21 protein-coding genes and 1 tRNA gene are annotated in these 22,801 nt (G+C 34.0%); 12 read left to right on the top strand and 10 right to left on the bottom strand.

Annotated elements, in window-relative coordinates; genetic code table 11:
* Positions 1 to 23 precede the first annotated feature (23 nt).
* The 4 genes from GWR14_RS03355 to GWR14_RS03340 all read left to right on the top strand — a co-directional run bounded on the left by GWR14_RS03355 (position 24) and on the right by GWR14_RS03340 (position 6,673).
* Positions 24 to 1,535 (top strand): right-handed parallel beta-helix repeat-containing protein, encoded by a 1,512-nt coding sequence (locus GWR14_RS03355; RefSeq protein ID WP_163407642.1) that lies wholly within the window; start codon positions 24 to 26, stop codon positions 1,533 to 1,535.
* Positions 1,536 to 1,649: 114 nt separating this feature from the next.
* The gene (locus GWR14_RS03350) at positions 1,650 to 4,541 is read left to right on the top strand and encodes a pectinesterase family protein (protein WP_163407641.1); all 2,892 of its coding nucleotides are present in this window, start codon (positions 1,650 to 1,652) and stop codon (positions 4,539 to 4,541) included.
* Between the two features lie 220 nt (positions 4,542 to 4,761).
* Positions 4,762 to 5,640 carry a T9SS type A sorting domain-containing protein gene (locus GWR14_RS03345; RefSeq protein WP_163407640.1) on the top strand — a complete coding sequence of 293 codons (879 nt, stop codon included), beginning with the start codon at positions 4,762 to 4,764 and terminating at the stop codon, positions 5,638 to 5,640.
* A gap of 133 nt (positions 5,641 to 5,773) precedes the next feature.
* Positions 5,774 to 6,673 carry a carbohydrate kinase family protein gene (locus tag GWR14_RS03340; RefSeq protein ID WP_163407639.1) on the top strand — a complete coding sequence of 300 codons (900 nt, stop codon included), beginning with the start codon at positions 5,774 to 5,776 and terminating at the stop codon, positions 6,671 to 6,673.
* Between the two features lie 24 nt (positions 6,674 to 6,697).
* Here the strand turns inward: GWR14_RS03340 and GWR14_RS03335 are convergent, their stop codons facing one another.
* Both GWR14_RS03335 and GWR14_RS03330 read right to left on the bottom strand, forming a co-directional pair.
* Positions 6,698 to 6,967, bottom strand: a complete 270-nt coding sequence (locus GWR14_RS03335; protein WP_163407638.1) for a hypothetical protein — start codon at positions 6,965 to 6,967, stop codon at positions 6,698 to 6,700.
* A gap of 116 nt (positions 6,968 to 7,083) precedes the next feature.
* Positions 7,084 to 7,157, bottom strand: a tRNA-Met gene (locus tag GWR14_RS03330).
* A 152-nt stretch (positions 7,158 to 7,309) separates the two neighbouring features.
* Between GWR14_RS03330 and GWR14_RS03325 the strand changes: the two genes are divergently transcribed.
* Entirely contained in the window at positions 7,310 to 7,702 is a 393-nt protein-coding gene (locus GWR14_RS03325) for an START-like domain-containing protein (RefSeq protein ID WP_163407637.1), read from the top strand.
* Between the two features lie 54 nt (positions 7,703 to 7,756).
* Positions 7,757 to 8,596 carry an aminotransferase class IV gene (locus GWR14_RS03320; RefSeq protein ID WP_163407636.1) on the top strand — a complete coding sequence of 280 codons (840 nt, stop codon included), beginning with the start codon at positions 7,757 to 7,759 and terminating at the stop codon, positions 8,594 to 8,596.
* Here the strand turns inward: GWR14_RS03320 and GWR14_RS03315 are convergent.
* The 5 genes from GWR14_RS03315 to GWR14_RS03295 all read right to left on the bottom strand — a co-directional run bounded on the left by GWR14_RS03315 (position 8,593) and on the right by GWR14_RS03295 (position 13,176).
* Positions 8,593 to 9,153, bottom strand: coding sequence for a YqgE/AlgH family protein (locus GWR14_RS03315; RefSeq protein WP_163407635.1), 561 nt, complete (start codon positions 9,151 to 9,153; stop codon positions 8,593 to 8,595). The two genes, GWR14_RS03320 and GWR14_RS03315, sit on opposite strands and share 4 nt — an antisense overlap.
* Positions 9,154 to 9,282: 129 nt before the next feature.
* Positions 9,283 to 9,555, bottom strand: coding sequence for an HU family DNA-binding protein (locus GWR14_RS03310; protein WP_163407634.1), 273 nt, complete (start codon positions 9,553 to 9,555; stop codon positions 9,283 to 9,285).
* A 179-nt stretch (positions 9,556 to 9,734) separates the two neighbouring features.
* Entirely contained in the window at positions 9,735 to 10,682 is a 948-nt protein-coding gene (gene fmt, locus GWR14_RS03305) for a methionyl-tRNA formyltransferase (protein ID WP_163407633.1), read from the bottom strand.
* Entirely contained in the window at positions 10,682 to 12,577 is a 1,896-nt protein-coding gene (locus tag GWR14_RS03300; protein ID WP_163407632.1) for a RecQ family ATP-dependent DNA helicase, read from the bottom strand. Before GWR14_RS03300 ends, fmt begins: the two co-directional genes overlap by 1 nt.
* Positions 12,578 to 12,642: 65 nt before the next feature.
* Positions 12,643 to 13,176, bottom strand: coding sequence for an AAA family ATPase (locus tag GWR14_RS03295; RefSeq protein WP_163407631.1), 534 nt, complete (start codon positions 13,174 to 13,176; stop codon positions 12,643 to 12,645).
* Between the two features lie 289 nt (positions 13,177 to 13,465).
* Between GWR14_RS03295 and GWR14_RS03290 the strand changes: the two genes are divergently transcribed.
* From GWR14_RS03290 to GWR14_RS03275, 4 genes are all read left to right on the top strand, one after another.
* Positions 13,466 to 13,762: a DUF493 family protein gene (locus tag GWR14_RS03290; protein ID WP_163407630.1), complete on the top strand. Its 297-nt coding sequence runs from the start codon at positions 13,466 to 13,468 to the stop codon at positions 13,760 to 13,762.
* A 4-nt stretch (positions 13,763 to 13,766) separates the two neighbouring features.
* Positions 13,767 to 14,489 (top strand): DUF4290 domain-containing protein, encoded by a 723-nt coding sequence (locus GWR14_RS03285; RefSeq protein WP_163407629.1) that lies wholly within the window; start codon positions 13,767 to 13,769, stop codon positions 14,487 to 14,489.
* Positions 14,490 to 14,585: 96 nt separating this feature from the next.
* Complete coding sequence (gene murA / locus GWR14_RS03280) at positions 14,586 to 15,899, top strand: UDP-N-acetylglucosamine 1-carboxyvinyltransferase (protein WP_163407628.1); 1,314 nt, start codon at positions 14,586 to 14,588, stop codon at positions 15,897 to 15,899.
* Between the two features lie 102 nt (positions 15,900 to 16,001).
* Positions 16,002 to 16,880 carry a cation diffusion facilitator family transporter gene (locus GWR14_RS03275; protein WP_163407627.1) on the top strand — a complete coding sequence of 293 codons (879 nt, stop codon included), beginning with the start codon at positions 16,002 to 16,004 and terminating at the stop codon, positions 16,878 to 16,880.
* A 251-nt stretch (positions 16,881 to 17,131) separates the two neighbouring features.
* On the opposite strand, the gene GWR14_RS03270 is transcribed toward GWR14_RS03275, so the two are convergent.
* The 3 genes from GWR14_RS03270 to GWR14_RS03260 all read right to left on the bottom strand — a co-directional run bounded on the left by GWR14_RS03270 (position 17,132) and on the right by GWR14_RS03260 (position 20,953).
* Complete coding sequence (locus GWR14_RS03270; protein WP_163407626.1) at positions 17,132 to 19,621, bottom strand: DUF5686 and carboxypeptidase regulatory-like domain-containing protein; 2,490 nt, start codon at positions 19,619 to 19,621, stop codon at positions 17,132 to 17,134.
* Between the two features lie 223 nt (positions 19,622 to 19,844).
* Positions 19,845 to 20,258 (bottom strand): type II 3-dehydroquinate dehydratase, encoded by a 414-nt coding sequence (gene aroQ / locus GWR14_RS03265; RefSeq protein WP_163407625.1) that lies wholly within the window; start codon positions 20,256 to 20,258, stop codon positions 19,845 to 19,847.
* A gap of 134 nt (positions 20,259 to 20,392) precedes the next feature.
* Complete coding sequence (locus GWR14_RS03260; protein WP_163407624.1) at positions 20,393 to 20,953, bottom strand: porin family protein; 561 nt, start codon at positions 20,951 to 20,953, stop codon at positions 20,393 to 20,395.
* A 380-nt stretch (positions 20,954 to 21,333) separates the two neighbouring features.
* Between GWR14_RS03260 and GWR14_RS03255 the strand changes: the two genes are divergently transcribed.
* Together GWR14_RS03255 and xerD are read left to right on the top strand one after the other, a co-directional pair.
* Positions 21,334 to 21,807: a hypothetical protein gene (locus GWR14_RS03255; RefSeq protein ID WP_317165155.1), complete on the top strand. Its 474-nt coding sequence runs from the start codon at positions 21,334 to 21,336 to the stop codon at positions 21,805 to 21,807.
* Between the two features lie 79 nt (positions 21,808 to 21,886).
* Positions 21,887 to 22,783 carry a site-specific tyrosine recombinase XerD gene (xerD, locus tag GWR14_RS03250; RefSeq protein ID WP_163407622.1) on the top strand — a complete coding sequence of 299 codons (897 nt, stop codon included), beginning with the start codon at positions 21,887 to 21,889 and terminating at the stop codon, positions 22,781 to 22,783.
* Positions 22,784 to 22,801 lie beyond the last annotated feature (18 nt).

Raw genomic sequence — 22,801 nt, 5'->3', positions numbered from 1 at the left:
ATGCTGAATTTAAACGTTTACGCATGCCTTTTTTAGTAAAAAACATCTTATTAATTAGATTTGATTTTGAAATGAGTATAAAGACAATTTTTAGGCTTTTAGTATTATTCGCTTTGATTTCGTGTCAAAAAGACGATGATTCTGCTAGTGAAGTTTCGACTGTATTGGTTCAGAATATCGAAATTCAGGGAGCGGATATAACTTCAGGTGGGACTGGTCAAATGACTGCCAAAGTAATACCGGATAACGCAACAGATAAATCGGTTTCATGGAAAGTTTCTGATGCAGCAGTTGCAGATGTTTCTTCTACGGGTTTAATTACAGCAAAGAAAAACGGAACTATTACCGTAACAGCTACGGCAAATGATAAAAGTGCTGTTATTGCTACTAAAGTGATTAATATTACAGGTTTTTCAACTACTCCAGTAGCTGATTACGAGGTCTCAACAGTTGCTGAATTGAATACGGCTCTTGGTAAAGTTAAGGCAGGTGAAACGATTGTTTTGAATGGTGGAACATATGCAATGACCTCAAAAATCACGATAAGCACTTCTGGTACTTCAGATAAAATAATTACGCTTAAAGCGAAAGATGGAGCAGTAAGACCAAAATTCGATTTTTCTGCTATGACTGAAAGTTCTTCTAATCAGGGTATTGTTTTAAAAGCAAATTACTGGCATTTCAAAGGAATTGATATTTATAATGCCGGTGACAATGGAATGCAGATTACAGGGAACAATAATATAATTGAGTTCATGACTTTTTCAGAATGTTCAGATTCAGGATTACAATTGGATAACGGTGCGGCAAATAATACAATTCTGAATTGTGATTCTTATTTCAATGCTGATTCAAGTCTTGAAAACGCTGATGGTTTTGCCTGTAAGCTAAATGCAGGTACCGGTAACAAATTTATAGGATGCCGTGCATGGCAAAACCTGGATGATGGATGGGATGGTTATCTGAGAGGTGCTGATAATATTTCTACAACATACCAAAATTGTTGGGCAGTTAAAAATGGTTATCTTAAAGATGGAAGTAAAGGAGCCGGAGACGGAAATGGCTTTAAGACAGGGGGTAGTGATGACAAACTATTGAAACATAATGCAAAATATACCAACTGTATAGCAGCAGGAAATGTTGCTGATGGTTTTGATCATAATAGTAACAGAGGAGAAGTTACCATTTATAATTGCTCGGCTTATGACAACGGTAGAAATTATTCTTTCAGCAGCACGAATCCGTTGGCAAAACTTATTATTAAAAACAGTAATGTTTTAGGTGCTTACGGAACAACTTTGGCTGATGTTGTGGATAGTACAAATAACAGTTGGCAAAACGGAATAACAGTCACAGCGGATGATTTTAACAGTATTGATTATGCTCAGTTACTGGGAGCTAGAAAAGCAGATGGCAGTTTGCCGGATGTAACTTTCTTTCACTTAAAGTCAGACAGTGATATGATTAATAAAGGAGTAGATGTTGGACTGCCTTTTAATGGAGCATTGCCTGATTTAGGTGCTTTTGAATTTTAGAAAATAAAAAGAATCCGTTGGTTTATTAGTTTACCATGATAAAGCCAACGGATTTAAATATTAACCATTAATAATAAACAATCAAAAATTTACTAATTTTTTTAACCACTTTTTATGAAAACAAAATTACGTTTATTGCTTATTACGATACTGTTTTCTGTATCGTTTACTTATGCCCAAAAAACCGATGTTTGGGACTTTGGGGCTCTAGGGCAGCCAGTAGTAACAACTACACCGTTTGATGATTCTAATTTATATACGAAACAATTAACTGTGGATATTATTAACGGATGGTATTCCTCGTCTATAACGGTAGGTAGTTCAGGTTTTGCGTTGCCTACGCCTTTTACCGTTGGCGATCTAACTTGGGTTGGTAATACTTCAGATCGATTAAGAACATCAAACACAGGTTTAACTCGTTATGATTCTGCTTTAGGAACTTCAGCAGCAGGATATACTGGTAGAGTGTATTGTAATGGGACAACAACAGGGACGAACAGATATTTTGATTTGAAATTGAATGAAGATGATGAAGTAACAGTTGTTTGTAGGGTTGATGCTCAACCTGGAGAGTTAAGTGTTTCAAATGGAGTTTTACAAGTTGAAAAATTTGCTGTTACAGAATCTTCGTCTTCAGTAACGGAAGCAAAGTTTGTTGCGAAACAAGGAGGAACTTTTAAAATTTACTGTACGCAAGGAAAAGGAAGCTTTTACAGGATTTTAAGAAAACCTGCAACTTATATTAATATTACAGGTACAATTGATGAAACTTTGGCTGCCGGAATCTCCGGTTATTCATTGATGTTTACAAATTTAGCCGGAAAATCATGGACAGTTCCTGTTGCTTCAGGTTCGTACAATGTAAGTTTGCCTTCTGGTTTTGACTATAAAATAACTTTAGTAAATGCTAATGATTATGTTATTAACAGCGGTGCCACTTTATCGGTTACCAATACAACTACTAGTCATAATTTGATGGTTAAGGCAGTGGATACATATACTGTATCAGGGGCTATTACAGGATTAGGTTCAGATATTTCGAAACTTACCGGGCTAACGTATGTGGCAGATCCTGCAGCAAATAAAATTTATGTTCCTAAACCGGTTGTAAATAATGGAAATTCTACGTATAGTGTAAAACTGGAGCCAAATACACAGTATACAATTTCAGGCCAAGGTGTAAACGATTATGAATTGTTGGCAAATACAGTTACTCTAACTGCAGCAACAAATGCTGATTTAGCATTTACACCAAAACAAACGTACCCTGTTACAATTAATACTACAGGTTTGGATGCTACGCAAATTAGTAATTTGAAATTGACTTTCACAAACTTAAACGAAAGCGGTTATGTCTATAATTTTAATTCAGTTTCAGGAATAGCTTTACGTAATGGAACATATAGCATTTCTTATACTGGATTAGATAATAGTGTAGTTGTGATGACGCTAACGTCTAATTTAAAAGTTAATAATGCTGCTGTTTCTAAAACACTTGATTTTGTGGCTCCAGCTTCAACAAGTAGTTTGCCTTATGCTTCGGTGTTAGCAGTAGGTACAGACAAACCCTATAAAACTATTAATGCAGCACTTGCAGATGTTACAAGAATGACGCGTACAGCTACGGAGCGTGTAACGATTATGGTTGATCCGGGGAATTATGAAGAAATGCTAGTGATAAATCAGGCGAATGTGACTTTGAAAAATGCCGCTTCAACTCCAACTATTGAGCTATTGAATAAAGGTGTTGATATTGGAAGTTCATCAGTTAGAATCACCTCTTATTATGGTCATGGATACAATTATTATAGTATGAAAAACCAAAAATGGGATGCCGACGTGTTAAGAGTGAATAAGGAAAATGGTTCCTTAACTTATACAAATGCTGGTGCCGGAACTACAAACGGTTCTTATTGGAATGCTACCGTTGTAGTGACTGCAAATGGTTTTGAAGCTAACGATATTATTTTTGAAAATTCGTATAATCAGTATATCTCATTAAAAGAGTCTCAGGATATAGTAGAGCTTGGATTAGAAAATAAAGGAGTTCGTCCAACAACTTATGGAAGTACTGTTGTTCAGAACAAATCATTTGTTGAAAGAGCAGCTGCATTAGCTATTGCTAATAATATTGATAAAGTAGTTTTAAATAAATGTAGAGTAGTAGGTCGTCAAGATTCTTTCTTTGGCGGTACAGGGTCAAGAGTGGTAGTGTACAAAGGAGTGATGATGGGAGGTACAGATTATATTTTTGGTGGAATGAACGCTGTATTCTACAAAACAGACTTGGCAATGAATACTAGCGATGTTAGTAGCGATGTTTGTTACATCACTGCTCCGCAGCAATTAACAGGAAGAGGATATTTAATGTACGAATGTAAGGTTACTTCTGCTGTTCCGGGAACTGAAACGGCATCTGCCAGCGGTTCCAAGCCAGGTTATTTTGGACGCCCATGGGCTCCTACTACTAGCGAAGTTGTTTTTTATAATACAACAATAGAAGCATCTGCTTTTCCAGGAAATGTAGGTCAGTCACTAATTATTCCTCTTGGATGGTTAAATTCTCTAAATTCTGCGCAATCTCTTCAAATGTATGAATATGGGACTATTGAAAATTCTGGAGCAAATAACAGTTCAAGTCGTGCTGGTTGGACTACCCCTGTGTTAAGTAGTCCTGTTTTAAATGATGGTACGGCAATTACTACATTTAATTTTACAAAAGGAAGCGATAATTGGGACCCGTTACCGCAATTAATTTCTAACGAAAACTTAGGAGTAAAAGACAATACGCCAACTTCTGCTGTGAATGTAGTTGGATACCAAAACAGAATTACAGTTTCAAATGTAAAATCTGAAACTGCTGTAGCGATTTATAGTATTACCGGAGCTAAAGTGAAATCATTTAAAACAAGTCAGGATATCGACTTTGAATTTCAAAACGGTGTTTGGATTGTAGTAATTAAAGCTGCTGATGGTCAAAAATCAGTAAAAGTGATTACGCATTAATATTTATAAATTTAAATTTATTCTAAAGCAGGTCTGAGTTTTGTCTCAGGCTTGCTTTTTTTGTTGTTTTGTTTGTAATTTGTAATAAAATGAATAATTAACGAATTTAAAATAGTATGTGTAAAAATATTTACGAAAATTTTTATGGTTAATAAAAAAAAGCTATTTTTATGCAATCGATTACAAATGGATTATTAATAAACTATAAAAACTATAAATTATGAAAAGAAAATTACTTTATTTTGCTTCTATTATCTTATTTACGGCATCTTCTATTAGCGCCCAAAATGTTTACGATTTTGGAGGTGCAACTATAGCTGGATATACTAATCTTACTTCGGTAAGTGTTATCAATGCGTTGTATGGTCCTGGTACAGGTACTAATCCAACAGTGCCTAATGCTGCAAGTACAAATAATGTGCTTAATACCACTTTTACTGTAGGGAAATTAACGTTTACTCCTGGTGGATCTGCTAGATTAAGAACGGATAATACGGCATTGACTCGTTATGATGGAACTGTAGGAGTTTCTCCAGCTTTTACTCCGACTCCAAGTTCTATTGGACGTTTAGCATCTAATGCAGTTGGAAATGCTACTAATAAATATAATTTTAAATTTGCTTTAACAGCTGGAGATAAGTTGACGATTTTTGTTTCTTCTGATGCTACATCAGGTTCTACAAGTGCATCGTTTACTGTTGCTGGTCCAACAGCGGCAGATTCGTTTGTTGTTACTGGAAATCTTACTCAATCTTATGTTATTCATATAACTGCAGGTACAACTGGAGATTATGTTTTATATGATCCTGTAAGTAAGTTAAATGTTTATAGAATTTATGAATCGGATGTTACTAATGCTGTTTTAGGAACTCAAACCTTTACAGAAGTGAATAATGTAAATATTTATGCTAATAATGGTAAAATATTTTTATCAGATGTGAAATCTACTACCAAAGTAAATATTTATAATGTACTTGGGGCGTTAGTAAAATCCATTGAAGTTAACGAAGATACAGGTTTGGATGTTAATAGTGGTTTTTATATTGTTAAAGCACAATCTGTAGAAGGTGTAAAATCAGTAAAAGTATTGGTGAACTAATTTAGTTCTAAAAAATATCAAAAGGGAATGTTCAGTTAATGGATATTCCCTTTTTTTTATGCGCTAGACTGTTTAATGTTTATGAAATAGAATAGTTTTTTTATTTTAAATCGTAATTTTAGAAAAAAATTAAATGGATAGTAATAAAAAAATAAAAGCAGTAGCCTTTGGGGAAATTCTTTGGGATGTTTTTGAAAATAAAAAAAAGATCGGTGGGGCTCCGCTAAACGTTGCTTTGCGAATGAAAAGCTTCGGCTGTGAAGTTTCAATGATCAGCAGTGTTGGGCAGGATCAAGATGGAGCTACAATTCTTCGTGAAATAGAAATTTTAGGGATTGAGACGAATGCTATTTTACAATCCGACACATATCCTACAGGTTTGGTAAATGTAATATTAGATAGAAATGGTTCTGCTTCTTATGAAATTAAATATCCTTCAGCCTGGGATAAAATCGTTTTAGATGATTATGCTAAAATTTTGGTTGGAAATGCTAGTGTTTTAATTTACGGAAGTTTGGTATGCAGGGATGAAGTGTCCCGTAAATCATTGGAAATATTATTGCAAAACGAAGTTTATAAAGTGTTTGATGTCAATTTGCGAAAACCTCATTATTCGTATGAGGTTTTAGAAAAGCTGATGATTCCAGCAAATTTCATCAAATTTAATGATGAAGAAATAGAGGAAATTGCAGCAGTCTGGCAATCTCCATTTACTACGCTTGAAGAAAATATCCAATTTATAGCTTCACGAACAAATACATCGTCTATTTGTGTGACAAAAGGAAAAGATGGTGCATTACTGTTTTGGGAAGGGGAATTGTATAAAAACGATGGTTATACTGTTAAGGTTGTAGATACAGTAGGGGCTGGTGATTCTTTTTTGGCCGCTTTAATAACTTCTTTGCTTACAGGAAAACAACCGCAAGCTGCTATTGATTTTGCTTGTGCTGTAGGAGCTTTGGTTGCTTCATTCTCGGGGGCTAATCCAAAAATTTCTTCTGTTGAAATTGAAAAGCTGATTTCAGGAAAATAGTTTTTGCGTCAGGGTTAAATAAGTTTATGGTTTTGGTTGTTTTTCTTCCTCTAAATTATCAGCTGCTGAAATCTGGTCAAGTATATTGGTTTGGTTGGGCGAAATATAGTTTTTAGTCTCTCCTGTATTTTCCTTTTTAAAAAGGAGATCCAGTGCATTGTATAATTTTAAAAGAACATCCCTGTCTTCTTTTGCAATCTCTAAAGCTGTATTGAAATTAAATACATAATTATTCGAATTACGAACTTCTACTTTAATCGTTTTTGATGTGATTTTAAATTTGACTATATCCATGTTGTATTGTTATCCCAGTTTGTAAAGATGCTAATTTAATAAAGTTCTTCGCTAAATAAAGAATTAATTTAAATAAAAAACCCTTAAACGTTTCTGTTTAAGGGTTTTGCCTTTTGTAGCGAGGACGGGAGTTGAACCCGTGACCTCAGGGTTATGAATCCTGCGCTCTAACCAACTGAGCTACCTCGCCTGGACTGCTATCATTTGTATTCCTGATTGCGGGTGCAAAGATATAAATAATATTAAAGCTTACAAGCATAAAATGAAGAAAAAAAAATATTTTTAAAAATGCTTTGTTTTTGGACAGATATTCTTATATTTCGAAAAAATTAAAAGAAGTATATGGAGTCAAAAGTACGTTACGAAATAGAGTTCCCGATCAATTCTTCTCCGCAATTATTGTATCAATATATATCAACTCCTTCAGGTTTGTCTGAATGGTTTGCAGACAATGTTAACTCAAGAGGTGAATTTTTTACTTTTATCTGGAACGATTCGCAGGAAAAAGCACGTTTGGCATCTAAGAAAACCGGTGAAAAAGTCAAATTTAAGTGGGTAGATGAAAGCAGTAAGGATACAGAGTATTTCTTTGAGCTACATATATTAGTAGATGAGCTTACCAAAGATGTGTCGTTGATGGTGATTGACTTTGCGGAAAAAGAAGAAGTAGGGGAAGCTAAACAATTGTGGGAGAATCAAATATCAGACCTGAAACATCTTATAGGTTCTGTTTAGTAAAGTCTGTATTTATATCTTATATTTGCCCTGAACAAAATTCAGGGTTTTTTTATGATTAATTTTAACGGAAACATAGTTGCGCAGAACGATAATTTACTAACCCAAAATCGTGCTTTTCTGTATGGGGATGGGGTTTTTGAAACACTTAAAATAAGCAACGGTAAAATTTTGTTTCTGGAGGATCATTATTTCAGGCTGATGGCTTCGATGCGAGTGGTAAGAATGGAAATTCCGATGAATTTCACGATGGAATATTTTGAAGAAGAAGTTTTGAAACTGGTAAAGGAAATAGGGATATCAGATTCGGCTAGAGCAAGAATAACTGTTTTTAGAAATGATGGGGGGGTGTATTTACCGAAGACAAATGAAATCTCATACCTGATTCACGCCACGGTACTTGAAGCTACTTCTTATACTTTAAATAATGGTCAGTATGAAGTTGATTTGTATAAAGACTTCTATGTCACCAAACAATTGTTATCGTCGATTAAAACTACCAATAAGATGATAAATGTTACGGGAAGTATTTTTGCTCATGAAAATGGTCTTGAGAACTGTGTTTTGTTGAATGACACTAAAAATGTGGTCGAAGTGTTACAGGGGAATATATTTATGGTAACAGGGAAAAAACTGATTACACCTCCTGTTTCTGAAGGGTGTTTAAACGGTGTTATGCGTAAACAAATCCTGACTTTGGCTAAGAAACTAGAAGGAGTAGAGGTTTCTGAAGAAATAATTTCACCTTTTGATCTTCAAAAAGCAGATGAATTATTTCTGACAAATGTAATCACAGGAATACAGCCGATAACAAAATACCGAAAAAAAGAATTTACAAGTAATCTGGCCTTTTTATTGGTGCAGAAATTAAATGAATCCATATCTGAAAATTAATTCAGATATGGGTTTTCAGGTGCGTTCGACCAAATGAGATAATCTCCACCAAGTTCAATAATCTGCTCCTTCCAGAAATGGGTGGCTGATTTTCCGATAATTTTGTTTTTATAATTGTTATCAGCTATAATCCAGGAGTTTCCCTGCATTTCATTCTCCAGCTGGTTTTCATCCCAGCCTGTATAACCCAAGAAAAAACGAATGTTGTTTTTGCGGATAGATCCGTCATTTATTAATTCTTTAGTTGATTCAAAATCTCCTCCCCAATAAATTCCGTTTGAAATTTCTACACTGTTGGGAATCAGTTCTGGGATGTTGTGAATGAAATAAAGATTATCCTGTTCAACAGGTCCCCCATTATATATCTTGAAACTGGCATCAATTTCTGGTATCAGATCATTAATAGTGTATTTTAACGGTTTGTTAATGATAAAACCTATTGATCCTTCCTTGTTATGGTCTGCTAATAAAATTACCGATCTGTTAAAAGATAAATCTCCAATTATTGAAGGCTCGGCAATAAGCAGGTGTCCTTTTTTTAATTTTTCTGAAATCATACGGCTACAATTTTTATTAAATTTAATCATAAAAATTTTAAAAACCCAAATAAAATCGTTAAACCGCACAAAAAAACCTTCCATAGGGAAGGTTTTAATTATATTATAAGTTTAGGGAACTTCTTACTTTTAGTTCACTGCACCTTCTAATTCAGCTCCGGCTTTGAATTTTACAACATTCTTAGCAGCGATTTGAATTGTTTTTCCTGTTTGAGGGTTTCTACCATCTCTGGCAGCTCTAGATGACACTGACCATGATCCAAAACCTACTAATGAAACTCTTCCGCCTTTTTTCAAAGTAGCTCCTACGTTTCCTAAAAATGACTCTAAAGCTAATTTTGCCGCAGCTTTTGTAATTCCTGCATCAGCAGCGATAGCATCGATTAATTCTGATTTGTTCATAATAATTAGTTATTAATTGTTGGTTAAAAAAATTGTTAATACACAAATTTAGTAGGAAATCCGTTGCGTGCAAGTGTTTTCTTTAATTTTAGCAATAATTGTTAATAACTTGCTTTTTTTGTTCATAAAACATGTTGTTTGTCGACTAAAAACAAGTACAAACCCCTGTTTTACTGAGCTTAATAAACTTTTGCACCATCAGAAAAAGTGGTGCCGTTTAATAATTCGGCTACCTTCATTCTTTTCTTTCCTGGTAATTGTAGGCTTAATAACTGAATATATCCTTCTTTTATTGCAATTTTGATTTCTTTTTTGCTGTTAATCAGTTTTCCTGTTTCATAGCTGTGAGTGTCTGAAATAAGTACGGTTTCGTATATTTTAATGCTCAGTTCTTCGTTTTTATCTTTCAGAAAACACCAGGCTGCGGGATATGGATTCAATCCTCGAATTAAATTATTGATTTCATCTCCGGATTTTTCCCAGTCAATCTTGCAGTTTTCTTTGTTTAGTTTATAAGCTGTTTTGATATCGTCGTTGTCTTCCTGAATTGTTGTGGTAACATTTCCGTTTTCAATCACTTTTAAAGTATTAATTACCGTTGTGCTTCCCAAATGCATAAGTCGGTCGTGTAATTGCCCTGCATTTTCCTGTGGTTCAATCGCAATTTCCGAATTCAAAATCATAGCTCCGGTATCAATTTTATCATCAATAAAGAAAGTCGTAACACCGGTTTTGGTTTCGCCATTAATAATTGCCCAGTTAATTGGTGCAGCGCCGCGATAATTTGGTAATAAAGAGGCATGAAGATTGAAAGTTCCTAAAGATGGCATTTCCCAAACTACTTTCGGTAACATTCTAAAGGCGACTACAATTTGAAGATTAGCATTCAAAGCTTTTAATTCTGCTAAGAAATTCTCCTCTTTTAAATTCGTTGGCTGTAATAAGGTAAGATTGTTGGCGAGTGCGTATTCTTTTACAGCAGAATATTTTATTTTTTGTCCGCGTCCTGCTGGCTTGTCTGCAGCTGTAATAACACCGACAACTTCATAATTGTTTTTAAGGATGGTGTCCAGAATGCCGACTGCAAATTCTGGAGTTCCCATGAATATAATTCGTAATTTTTCCATTAAGTTCTTAAAGTGTATTTATTGTTCGCTAATATAACGATATGATTATTTTCTAATAATTCCTGAATTGCTGCTAAAACATCTTTTGTGTCTAACTTTATCTGATTCTGAATTTCCCGCGAAGTTAATGCAGTTGTTTTTAATAAATGAAGAATTTTATCAGCAATAGAATCGGCTTCGGTTATTTTACCTTTTTGGGTGATGCAGTAGGAGCAGACACCACAATTAGAATTAGTTTCTTCTCCAAAATAATCCAAAACCAAACGATTCTTGCAGGTTTTGTCTTCCTTTATATAATGGAGTACAGATAAAAGCTGATCTTGTTTCAGTTTGTTTTGTTTTTCCAGATATTTTGAAATCCGGTTAATGGTCAAATCATCTTCGCGGACTTCATTAAATAAAATAGTCGCATCATTGTTTTTGGATTTATATTCGATAATTTCTTTTTCTTTTAGTTTTTCTAAAACAGCAGAGATTTGTTCTTCAGAATGATTAGATTTTTTTGCAATCAGCGGAAGGTTTAACGGAGTTTTCATTTCATATACGCCCGGATACGTTCTTAAAATTGCCAGAATAATTTCTTCATCATTCGGATTCAGACTCATGTATCGAATAACTTCTTTGGACTCAATCAAAAATTCAATCGTAACTTTTTCCGAAAATTCCTGAGACATTGTGATAATTCCCTGCTGATTTAAAAACTGCAAAGCATTATAGGTTTTTAAAGTTGGGAAGTCGTATTTATTACAAAAATGGTTCATTTTAAAAGAATGTGAATCATCGATACCTTCGCCATAAGCAATCTGAAAATAATTGCATAATTTGACATACATCGTTTTTAAAAACTTTTTATCAGGAAGAATACTTAAAAACTGCTGTTCTGTCTGATTCGCATCTGAATTGTTAAAAAGTAAAACAGAAAATGCTTTTTCTCCATTTCTTCCTGCTCTCCCGGATTCCTGATAATAATTTTCTAAATTCTCAGGTAGTTGAGTATGGATAACAGTTTTTACATTGTCCTTGTCAATTCCCATTCCAAAAGCATTTGTGGCTACAATAACCTGTGCCTGCTCTGACATCCATAATTGCATGTTTTTGTCTTTTTCGTGGGACGAAAGACCGCCATGATAATACGTCGCCCTAAAACCTAATGATTGTAATTGCGTTGACATGTTCAGGCACGATTTTCGGTTTCGTACATATATAATAGAAGGCTGTGGATTTTTCTTCAAAATCTGTTCCACACGATATAATTTGTCTTCAACTTCAAAAACCATGTAGGCGATATTTTTTCTTTCAAAAGACTGCTCAAAAAGTCTGGTGTCTTTTAATCCTAATTCGGTTTTAATATCTTCAACAACTCTTGGAGTCGCAGTCGCAGTTAAAGCCAAAAACGGAATTTTAGGGAAGTATTTTTTAAGTTCGGAAATTTTTAAATAAGCCGGTCTGAAATCGTGTCCCCATTGCGAAACACAATGCGCTTCGTCAATCGCAATTAAATTGATGGGAAGGTTTTTTATACGTTCCAAAATCCAGTCCGATTGTAAACGTTCAGGCGAAAGATATAAAAACTTGTAATTTCCGTATTGGCAATTATCCAGAAGATCGATGATTTCTTCCGTGTGAATTCCGCCAGTAAGTGCAATTGCTTTGATATCTCTTTTTTGAAGATTGGCTACCTGATCTTTCATCAAGGCAATCAAAGGTGAAATTACCAGACATATTCCTTCGCGCATCATAGCGGGAACCTGAAAACAAATGGATTTTCCGCCTCCGGTTGGCAGCAGAGCAAAAGTATCTTGACCTTCTAAAACCGAATCGATAATTTCTTTTTGGAGCGGTCTAAAACTGGAATGTTTCCAGTATTTAAAAAGAATTTCCTGTGCATCCTGCATGGCCAATGTGTTAAAGTTAAAAATTTAGAAATCAGTTTCTAGTTTTGCAACTTTAAACCAGGCTGCTAAATTTTGTCTAATATATAAAGAATTCTGTTTTCAACCGTGTCTTTCGGGACCTCAATTAAATCGTAACCATATTTTTTGTAGGTTTCAATAAGATGTTTCTGGATTTCCAGCGCCTGTTCAAAATTTTCATAACGTTCTGTGTCACTTTCGTAAATTTCTTCCCAGGGCGGCAGAATAAAAGTTTTAGAATATTTGTAGTCTTCACAGGCTTTTGTGAAAAACTCCGGATATTGGTCGCCAATATAATCCATATAAGCAACAACATCAGGGATTCCGCGGTCAATAAAAACTACGTTGTCAGGTTCTTCTAATGCACTTTTAAATTGCTGAATACGACCTTCAAGCAGCATTTCGCTGAACAATAAAGGCTGTTCCAAAAACAATTGCTCGATACCTCTTTTTTGGGCTTCGAGTGTAACTTCTCTTGAAATTTCAGGGTAGCAGCAATAGCCACGAGCAACTAATTCGTTTATAAGCGTAGATTTTCCTGTGCCAGGACCGCCAAGGAGAACTATGATTTCTTTTTGCACTATTCTAAAAATAAAGCGCAAATTTACCTAAACTTATTCATAATTAAAAAGATTATTTGTCTGAAGCGAAAGATTTGGCATTTTTGCAGACATAGGTTCCTGCTTTCGGCTTTATCTTTTATGGTGAACACCACCATAAAAGGATGCCGCCTTAATCAGGGCTAAAAGAGGAGATATTGTTTTGTATTTGAATTATTTATAGAATAGAAAATAATAAGAAGTTTGGGATTGAAAAAAAATCTAAAATCAGAAATCAAAAACGTATATTTGCCTTTATTTTTAATTACGAATGGAGAACGATAAAGAAAAAAACACAGCCGAATTTTATGAAAGATTAAAAGTCGAGCTGGATAACGCAAATACCTGGCCGGCAGAATACTTATACAAATTTATTGTGCCGTCTGTAGCCGATAATGTTGAGCGTGTTCAAAAAGCTTTTGACAGAATGGGGGCGGTTATTAAAACAACAAAATCTAAAACCGGTAAATTTACCAGCGTTTCTGTAGATGTTACTATGAACAGTTCAGATGATGTGATTAGCAAATACAAAGAAGTTTCTACAATAGAAGGTATAGTTTCATTATAAACTTATGATCGAAAAATATAAAAGAGAAGCCGCGAGTGATGTTGTCTATAATTTAGAATACAATTCTGAAAGACAGCGCTTAATAATTCCGGAGTATGGTCGTCATTTACAAAAACTGATAGATCAGGCTACTGCAATCGAAGATGATGAAACGCGCAATAAAGCCGCAAAATATATCATTCAGGTTATGGGAAGCTTAAACCCGCATTTGCGTGATGTGCCGGATTTTCAGCATAAACTTTGGGATCAGCTTTTTATAATGTCTGATTTTAAACTGAATGTTGAATCTCCATACCCGATTCCATCCAGAGAAGTTTTGGAGCTAAAACCGGATGTTTTACAGTATCCGCAAAATTTTCCTAAGTATAGATTTTACGGAAACAACATTAAATACATGATTGATGTTGCTAACAAATGGGAAGAAGGAGAAATGAAAAATGCTTTGGTTTTGGTTATTGCCAACCACATGAAAAAATCTTTCTTAAGCTGGAACAAAGACACCGTAAAAGATGATGTGATTTTTGAACATTTATACGAACTGTCCGGAGGGAAAATCAATTTGTTGCAAAGTACAGAGGAGCTTTTAAATACAACTGATTTGATGCGTACCAACAAACGCATGTCGAATAAAATTTCACAGCCTGGACAGCCAAAAATTCAAAACAATAAAAATAATAATAAAGGAGGTAAAAAACCTTTTCAGAAAAATAACAATCAAAACAAATAAGCTGTTAAGTGTCTAAGTTGCTAAGTAACTAAGTTTTTGACTCAGAATCTTAGAATCTAAGAACCTTAGTATCTTAAAGAAGAACCTAAAAAAACTATGGGAATTTTTAAAATCGAAGGAGGAACTCCTTTAAAAGGAGAAATCACTCCGCAAGGAGCAAAGAATGAAGCATTACAAATTTTATGTGCCGTGCTTCTAACAGGAGAGAAGGTAAAAATTAATAACATTCCTGATATTATAGACATCAATAAATTAATCACTTTGTTGGGGAATTTAGGGGTGAAAATTCAACGTAACGAACCAGGATCGATTACTTTTCAGGCTGATGAAGTAAATGTTGGATATTTAGAAACCGAAGCTTTTAAAAAAGAAGGAGGAGCGCTTCGTGGTTCTATTATGATTGTTGGACCGCTTTTGGCTCGTTTCGGAAAAGGATATATTCCAAAACCGGGAGGGGATAAAATCGGTCGTCGTAGATTAGATACACACTTTGAAGGTTTTATTAACCTTGGAGCAAAATTCAGATACAACAGAGAAGATCACTTTTACGGAGTAGAATCACCGGAAGAAGGTCTTCAGGGAACAGATATGCTCCTTGACGAAGCTTCTGTAACCGGAACTGCAAACATTGTAATGGCTGCGGTTTTAGCAAAAGGGCAAACAACAGTTTACAACGCTGCTTGTGAACCTTACTTACAACAGTTATGCAAAATGCTAAACTCTATGGGAGCTAAAATCACTGGAGTTGGTTCTAACTTATTGACTATCGAAGGTGTTGAAAGCCTTGGTGGTTGTGAACACAGAATTCTTCCTGATATGATTGAAATCGGTTCTTGGATCGGATTAGCGGCTATGACAAAAAGCGAAATCACGATTAAAAATGTAAGTTGGGAGAATTTAGGTTTGATTCCGAATACTTTCAGAAAATTAGGTATTACAATCGAAAAACGTAACGACGATATTTACATTCCGGCTCACAAAGACGGATACGAAGTGAAAACAGATATCGACGGTTCTATCTTGACTATTGCTGATGCACCATGGCCAGGTTTTACTCCTGACTTATTAAGTATTGTTTTGGTTGTGGCAACACAAGCAAAAGGAGATGTTTTAATTCATCAAAAAATGTTCGAAAGCCGTTTGTTCTTTGTGGATAAATTAATCGATATGGGAGCAAAAATCATGTTATGTGATCCGCACAGAGCTGTGGTTATGGGACATAATTTTGAATCACAATTGAAAGCAACTACAATGTCTTCTCCTGATATTCGTGCGGGAATTTCATTGTTGATTGCAGCACTTTCAGCAAAAGGAACAAGCACAATCCAAAATATTGAACAAATTGATCGTGGATATGAGCGTATCGATGAGCGTTTAAGAGCCATTGGAGCTAAAATCGTTAGAGCTTAAAAAAGTTAGCCATGAATTTCACAAATTTAGTTTTTTAAATTAGTGAAATGAAAACACAAAGTTAGTCTTCGTGAAATTCGTGGCGAAAAAAAAATAGTCTGAATGACAAACGAACAAAAAGCTATAAAAGCTACATACTTTAGTATAGCCGGAAACACCTGCTTAGCCCTTACAAAAGGCTTAGCAGGTTTTTTTGGCAATTCTTATGCCCTGATTGCTGATGCAATCGAATCTACCACGGATATATTTTCATCGTTTTTGGTGCTGTTCGGAATCAAATATTCGAATAAACCGGCAGATGAAAATCATCCTTATGGGCATGGGCGAGCAGAGCCCCTGATTACATTTTTGGTGGTTGGGTTTTTAATTACTTCGGCAACAATTATAGGTTATGAAAGTATTGCTAATATTCAGACCTCCCATGATTTACCGAAATTGTGGACTTTGTACGTTTTAGGTGCGATTATAATCTGGAAAGAATATTCTTTTAGATTGGTAATGAAACGAAGCAAACAAACCAATAGTACTTCTTTGGCGGCGGATGCCTGGCACCATCGAAGCGATGCAATAACTTCTGTAGCAGCCTTTATCGGAATTTCATTTGCTTTGTTTATGGGTAAAGGATATGAATCTGCAGATGACTGGGCGGCACTTTTTGCAGCATTTTTTATTTTATATAATAGCTATAAAATTTTCAGACCGGCTCTTGGCGAAATCATGGATGAAAATCTTAATGATGATTTGGTAGAAGAAATCCGTGTTGTTGCTTTGAAAGTTCCTGGTATTCTTGGAACAGAAAAGTGTTATATCCGAAAAGCCGGAATGCGTTATCATGTAGATCTTCATGCCATTGTTTCTGCTAAAATTTCGGTAAAAGAAGGCCATGATTTATCACACAAATTACAAGATAAACTAAAAGAAGAAATTCCTCAATTAGGAAATGTTCTAATTCATATTGAACCTGATGATTATCATTGTTAGAGGTTCATGGTTGCAAAGTTTCAAAGGGACAAAGGTTTTTTAGAATCAATTTTTTTGTCAGGCTGAGCGGAGTCGAAGTCCACGTAAAGAGAATCAAAATGAAAATCCGCTTAAATCTGTAAAATCTGCGTAAAACTAAAGATAAAGATTTAAGGTTAAGGATTTTTATTTGTAGACACTTTTGTTTTTAAACAAAGGAATTGCAGAGAAAAAACTTAGCTCCTCAGAATCTTATTATCTTAGAACCTTTTTTAATCTAATACATTCAAAATTTTCAACCCAAATACAACACCGTTTTGCTGAACGCCGCCTTGATAAGAATGAACATAATCAATTCGGAACAATTTGAATTTTCCGAAACCTAAATTGTCTAAACCAACTGTAAACTCAGAATAAGGCTTTCTGTCGGGAATTGCTAATGAGTGAAATCCGATATTCATTGTAGATTTTAAAAGATTGATTAATGGAATTTTATTGGTTACAAATCCCATATCGTTGTGTTCCAAATGCATTTCAAAATAACTGTCGTTTGTGCTGTTCGAATAATAAGGCATTAAATTGAACACATTAAGATAACGGTCTGTCGTGCCAATATGTGTCTGGTTTCCGTTGAAATGCCTGTAATCTATAAAAGCAATGTTCTTGGCATTGAAGAATTTACCGGCCTTAAAATTCATCCCCAAAAGACCTTTGTTATCTAATTTTAAATCATATTGAATTGAAGTTCCAATGCGTTCGAATTCGTAATTTTTTTCACTAGCAGCAAAAGCTTTTTCAAAAGCAAAATAAACAGTTGGATACTTTTCATCTTTGAAATTATACCTGCCGTTCGGTCTTGAAATATATTTGTTTCCAAAATTAATTCTCAAATTCAGATTGGCTTTAATTAAATGATGCTGAGTAAAAGCGGGAGTACTAAAATCATCGGGATCCAGTGGATTATTTGATGAATAAATATCATCTCTTTTAAAGAAAGAATAATCAGTTGTATTAAAGAGCGGTTTTCGTTGTTCGTAAGCAATTTTTGCGTTGAGATTTATTCCGTTTGCAATATCCTGAGCATAATTGACCTGAAGAAATTCTAAATTGTACAATTTTATATAATTGTCTTTAAAAAATAAAGAGCTTATAGAATTGACAAATTTAGTAATAGGTTCGGATCCATTAAACTGAGCAGTTTTGGTTCCTCCCGAAACCCAGATTGATGCGTAATTGATAGTATTGAAACGATGACTGAATTCTCCGGTTACACGTAAACGCTGGTCTGAAAAGCCATAATTAAAGGTTGTACTAATTAGTGTGCTTTTTCCTTTTTCCTCATTCCATTTTTTAAATGAAAATCCAGAATCAAGATTGAAGCCTTGAACTGTATTAAAACTCAATGAAGTAAAGTTTAATAAACCTTCGTATTTAAAAGAATGTTTCTCATATGTGTTTTTATAATCGTAGCCTCTTAAAATATCAATAATCTTAAATTTATTGTTTTTAGCATCTATAGAATCAGTGTATTTTTGTGATTTTCTAATTGTCTGCAGACTGTCTTTTTTTGCATAATCAGTACTTTCTTCAAGCGTTAACGGAATCGGACGAATTTCATTCCAATACAAATCGTCTTTTTTATTAGCGTTAAGTTCAAAAGCGACTATTTCGTTTCCAAAAATTTTCTTTTCGAATGCAGCAGGAAATTCATAATTAGAATACACGTAGTTGAAAGTTCCCGAAAATTTTATTCCAAAAAAGCCCGCATTAAACGATAGGGTTTGTGCATTTTTGGACCAGATTTTATTGGCAGAATTATAACTGAAGCTCTGTTTTAGACTCATCACTTCGGTAAATTCGTTTTTCATTCGGTAACCTTTGATGTCTAAATCAATGGCATAAATGGCAAAACTGTCATCGACAATATAAATGTAACCTTCAAAAACAGGTTCTTTATCACGTTTAGGAGATACTTTAATTTTGTTGATCTGATGTTTATTGTCGTCAAAAAAAGTGCCTTCAAGTTTGTATTTGTAATAACTGAAAGCATTATTTGCAATAGGTGAAATGAGCCTGATATCGAAGTCCAGGGTATTCTCATAAAAATCATAAGTCGATAAGGCTGCAGTATTGTAGCTATATCCTCTGTCGTTTCCAGAGATTTTAGAAGCAATTATTTTCTCTTTTAACTTGTCCGGTTTTTCGAAAGTGATTTTTGAAATAGTTTCAGATAGATATAAAATTCCGGTTCCCGTTGAATCTAAATTGGATGCCATATCTTCGCCAAGATCTACTTTTTGTCCCAGAATTTTTTTAGGGAGGTCTTTTACTTTAAACATCCCTTTCGAATAAAAGTCGGCTGTATAACGTCCTGTTTTATCTGAATTCTCCTTTTTGTTTGCAATTGCACTTTTTATAATGGCATCTGCGGGATTATTTTTAGGGTCAATAATGACTTCGTTTAAAGTAAAACTTTCTTCGGACATTTTTACATCAAGAATTATTGATTTTGAGTCTGAAGCAACAGTGAGTTTTTGGGTTTTAAAACCCAGATACTGAAAAATGATTTTGTTTTTACCCGGTTCCTTTACATTCAACTGATATTTTCCCTGTTCGTTTGAGGTAGTTCCGGTATAGGTGTTCTCTTCAAAAATGGATACAAACGGCAGGGGATTTCCCTTTTCATCGGTTATAGTTCCTTTGATTTGGGCAAAATTTGAAATTGAAAAAAATAAAAGGGCAGATAAAATAATGTTTTTCATGTAAGTGGATTGTCTTACAAAAATAGAATAACCTGAATCTGAGCTTATTAATAATTTGTTAAATTGTAAAAGTGATATTAGAAGTAATTTGCTAGCAATAGTAGTTAAAATTTGAAAGCTTAATGTTTTATGTTTCTCGCAGATTTAGCAAATTGAGCAGATTTTTAGATAAAAACCTTAGGTTCTGCAAAATCTGCGAGAGAATATTAATTTAAATCGTTATTTACAAAAAGGACTGAATGGCCAACTCGTAACTTTTTAACCCAAAACCTAAAATGACACCTTTTGCATTTCCGGATAAATAGGATTGATGTCTAAAGCTTTCACGGGCATAAGTATTTGAAATATGTACTTCAATAATCGGAGTTGTAACGGCTTTCATCGCATCGCCCAGACCAATTGAAGTATGAGTATAAGCACCGGCATTCAAAATGATTCCGTCGTATGTAAAACCATATTCCTGAATTTTTCCAATTAGTTCACCTTCGATGTTACTTTGATAATAGGAAAGCTCAACGTTTGGGAATTTTTGTTTTAGGATCTCAAAATAATCTTCAAAAGTCTGGCTTCCGTAAACTTCAGGTTCACGTTTTCCTAATAGATTCAAATTGGGTCCGTTGATAATAGCGATTTTCATATATGTTTAATATTGGGATTGAATTTTGATATTGCAATGGATTTTTAATATTGCTAATTGCCATTGAACTTTGTAAAAATAAAAAAACCGCTCTAAATAAATAGAACGGTTTTTGTAAAACTATGTGATATATTTTAGAACATAAAACCAGCGGATAACTGTATGGTTGAGTTTTTTATATCTGCATCTTTTGAAGCTTCTGTTAATCCTAAACCATAACGGCCCTGAATGAAAATGTTTTCAGTGATTTTAAAACCTAATCCGGCGTTAAGACCAAACTCAAAAGTTTCTGGCTCTTCAAAATCTACATCATCTTTTTGATTTAATAAAAAGGATGCCTGTGGTCCAAGTTCAAGACTAAAGGAATCACTTAAATAAAATTTAGCCATTACAGGAATAGATAAGTAACCTAATTCGTTTTTAAACTCCTCTGCAGCATTTTTATAAGTTGCACCTTGTGTAGAATATAAAAGTTCGGGCTGAATAGAAAATTTTTCTAGTAGTTTAACTTCTGCCACTAAACCAGCGTGATAACTGGTTATTCCATCTTTGCTGTAATCTATTCCATCAAAACTAGCATCCCCTGTTTGGTTTGCAAGGTTTACCCCTGCTTTAACTCCGATTTTTAATAACTGTGCCTGAATTGATGCTGATGTGGCAATGAATAAAGCCGTAGCTAAAATTATTTTTTTCATAATGTTAATTTTTAAGATTTAATTAATTGCTAAATAACAAAAAATAAAACTCTGTCTTTTTATAATTATTGTTTTTGATGTTATAATATTTCCATTTGATTAAAAAATGAATGAAAAATAGTCGTTTTTAATTAATAAGAAAGAATTTTACTAATAATTAATATTTTTTTTGTCTAACGGTTTTTAGTGATATTTGAAAATGTAATTGTTTGATATTTAGATTTTTGATTTTTTTAACAGGATTTTTACAATGTATGCTGTTAATTATTTTGTTGTTCTAATTTGGTTTGTTAATGTTAAATTCTATAGATTTGCCCTACTAAATAATCTATTAATTTATCAAAAAAATGAAAAAAATTATTTTATCTGCAATCGCAGTTATGGCATTTGGATTTGCTAATGCACAAGAACAAACAGCAAAAGGAAAATGGTTAATTGAAGCTAACACTGCATTTGGTGCTGGAACAGGAAACACTGCGTTCTCTTTGACATCAACAGATGGTGATACAGCTTGGAATATCGGAGCTGAAGGTGGATACTTCGTAGCTAACAATTTAGCGGTTAAACTTGGTTTAGGATATGGAGATGATGGTTTTGATAGTAGTATCTTTTCATACAAGATTGGAGCAAAGTACTATGTTGTAAACAAAATCCCAGTTGAACTTTCTTATACAGGAGTTAGTATTAAAGATGCTGATGATAATCCTTCTTTTGTAGGTTTACAAGGTGGATATGCTATCTTTTTAGGACCAAATGTTTCTGTTGAGCCAGGTCTACGTTACAATTTTACTACTGATGATAAAATTGCTGAAAGCTTTCTTCAATTTAATGTTGGATTTGCTTTACACTTCTAATAAAAAAAAATGTTTTTTTAAAACCTTCTCTTAATCGGGAAGGTTTTTTTATGCTCCAAAAATATGTTACTTTGTGTATATGAAATGGAGTACTTACATAAAAGATTATCAGTCGTATTTACGAATTGAGCGTGGTCTGTCTAAAAATACAATCGAGAATTACAGCTTTGATATTGAGCGGTTATGTCTTTTTTTAGAGACAAATAAAATAGATATTTCTCCGATAAAAATTTCAGATGAAACTGTTCAGCAGTTTATTTATTCAGTTTCAAAAGAAGTTAATCCACGTTCTCAGGCGAGAATTATTTCAGGTTTAAAAAGCTTTTTTAATTATCTGGTTTTTGAAGATTACCGGACAGATAATCCGATGGAATTGATTGAAACGCCAAAAACAGGTCGTAAGCTTCCCGATACGCTATCGGTTGAAGAAATTGATAATTTGATAGCTGCTATAGATTTAAGTTCAAATGAAGGGGAAAGAAACAAGGCAATGCTTGAAACTTTGTACGGCTGTGGGCTTCGGGTTTCTGAATTGGTTTCTTTAAAAATTTCAGACCTGTTTTTTGAGGAAGGTTTTATTAAGATTACCGGAAAAGGTAACAAAGAGCGTTTTGTTCCGATTGGCGATTTAACTCAAAAGTATATTGAAATTTATCGCAAGGATGTACGGACTCATTTGAATGTCAAAAAAGGGCACGAAGATACCTTGTTTTTAAACCGTAGAGGAAATCAGTTGACCCGGGCTATGATTTTTACTATTATTAAAGATTTAGCGGTAAAAACGGGTTTACATAAAAATATTAGTCCACATACTTTGCGACATTCTTTTGCTACACATTTATTAGAAAATGGTGCCGATTTACGATCTATTCAGTTAATGCTTGGGCATGAATCGATAACAACTACCGAAATCTATGTTCATCTGGATAGAAGCTTTCTGAAAGAAGTAATGCATAGTTTTCATCCAAGGCGATAGCTTTAGGTAAAATCAGAA

The sequence above is a fragment of the Flavobacterium ajazii genome (assembly GCF_010614725.1).
In the GTDB taxonomy this organism is placed as follows: Bacteria; Bacteroidota; Bacteroidia; order Flavobacteriales; family Flavobacteriaceae; genus Flavobacterium; species Flavobacterium ajazii.
The sequence above is the reverse complement of the archived record's forward strand: the minus strand, read 5'-3'. Positions and strand labels throughout refer to the sequence as shown.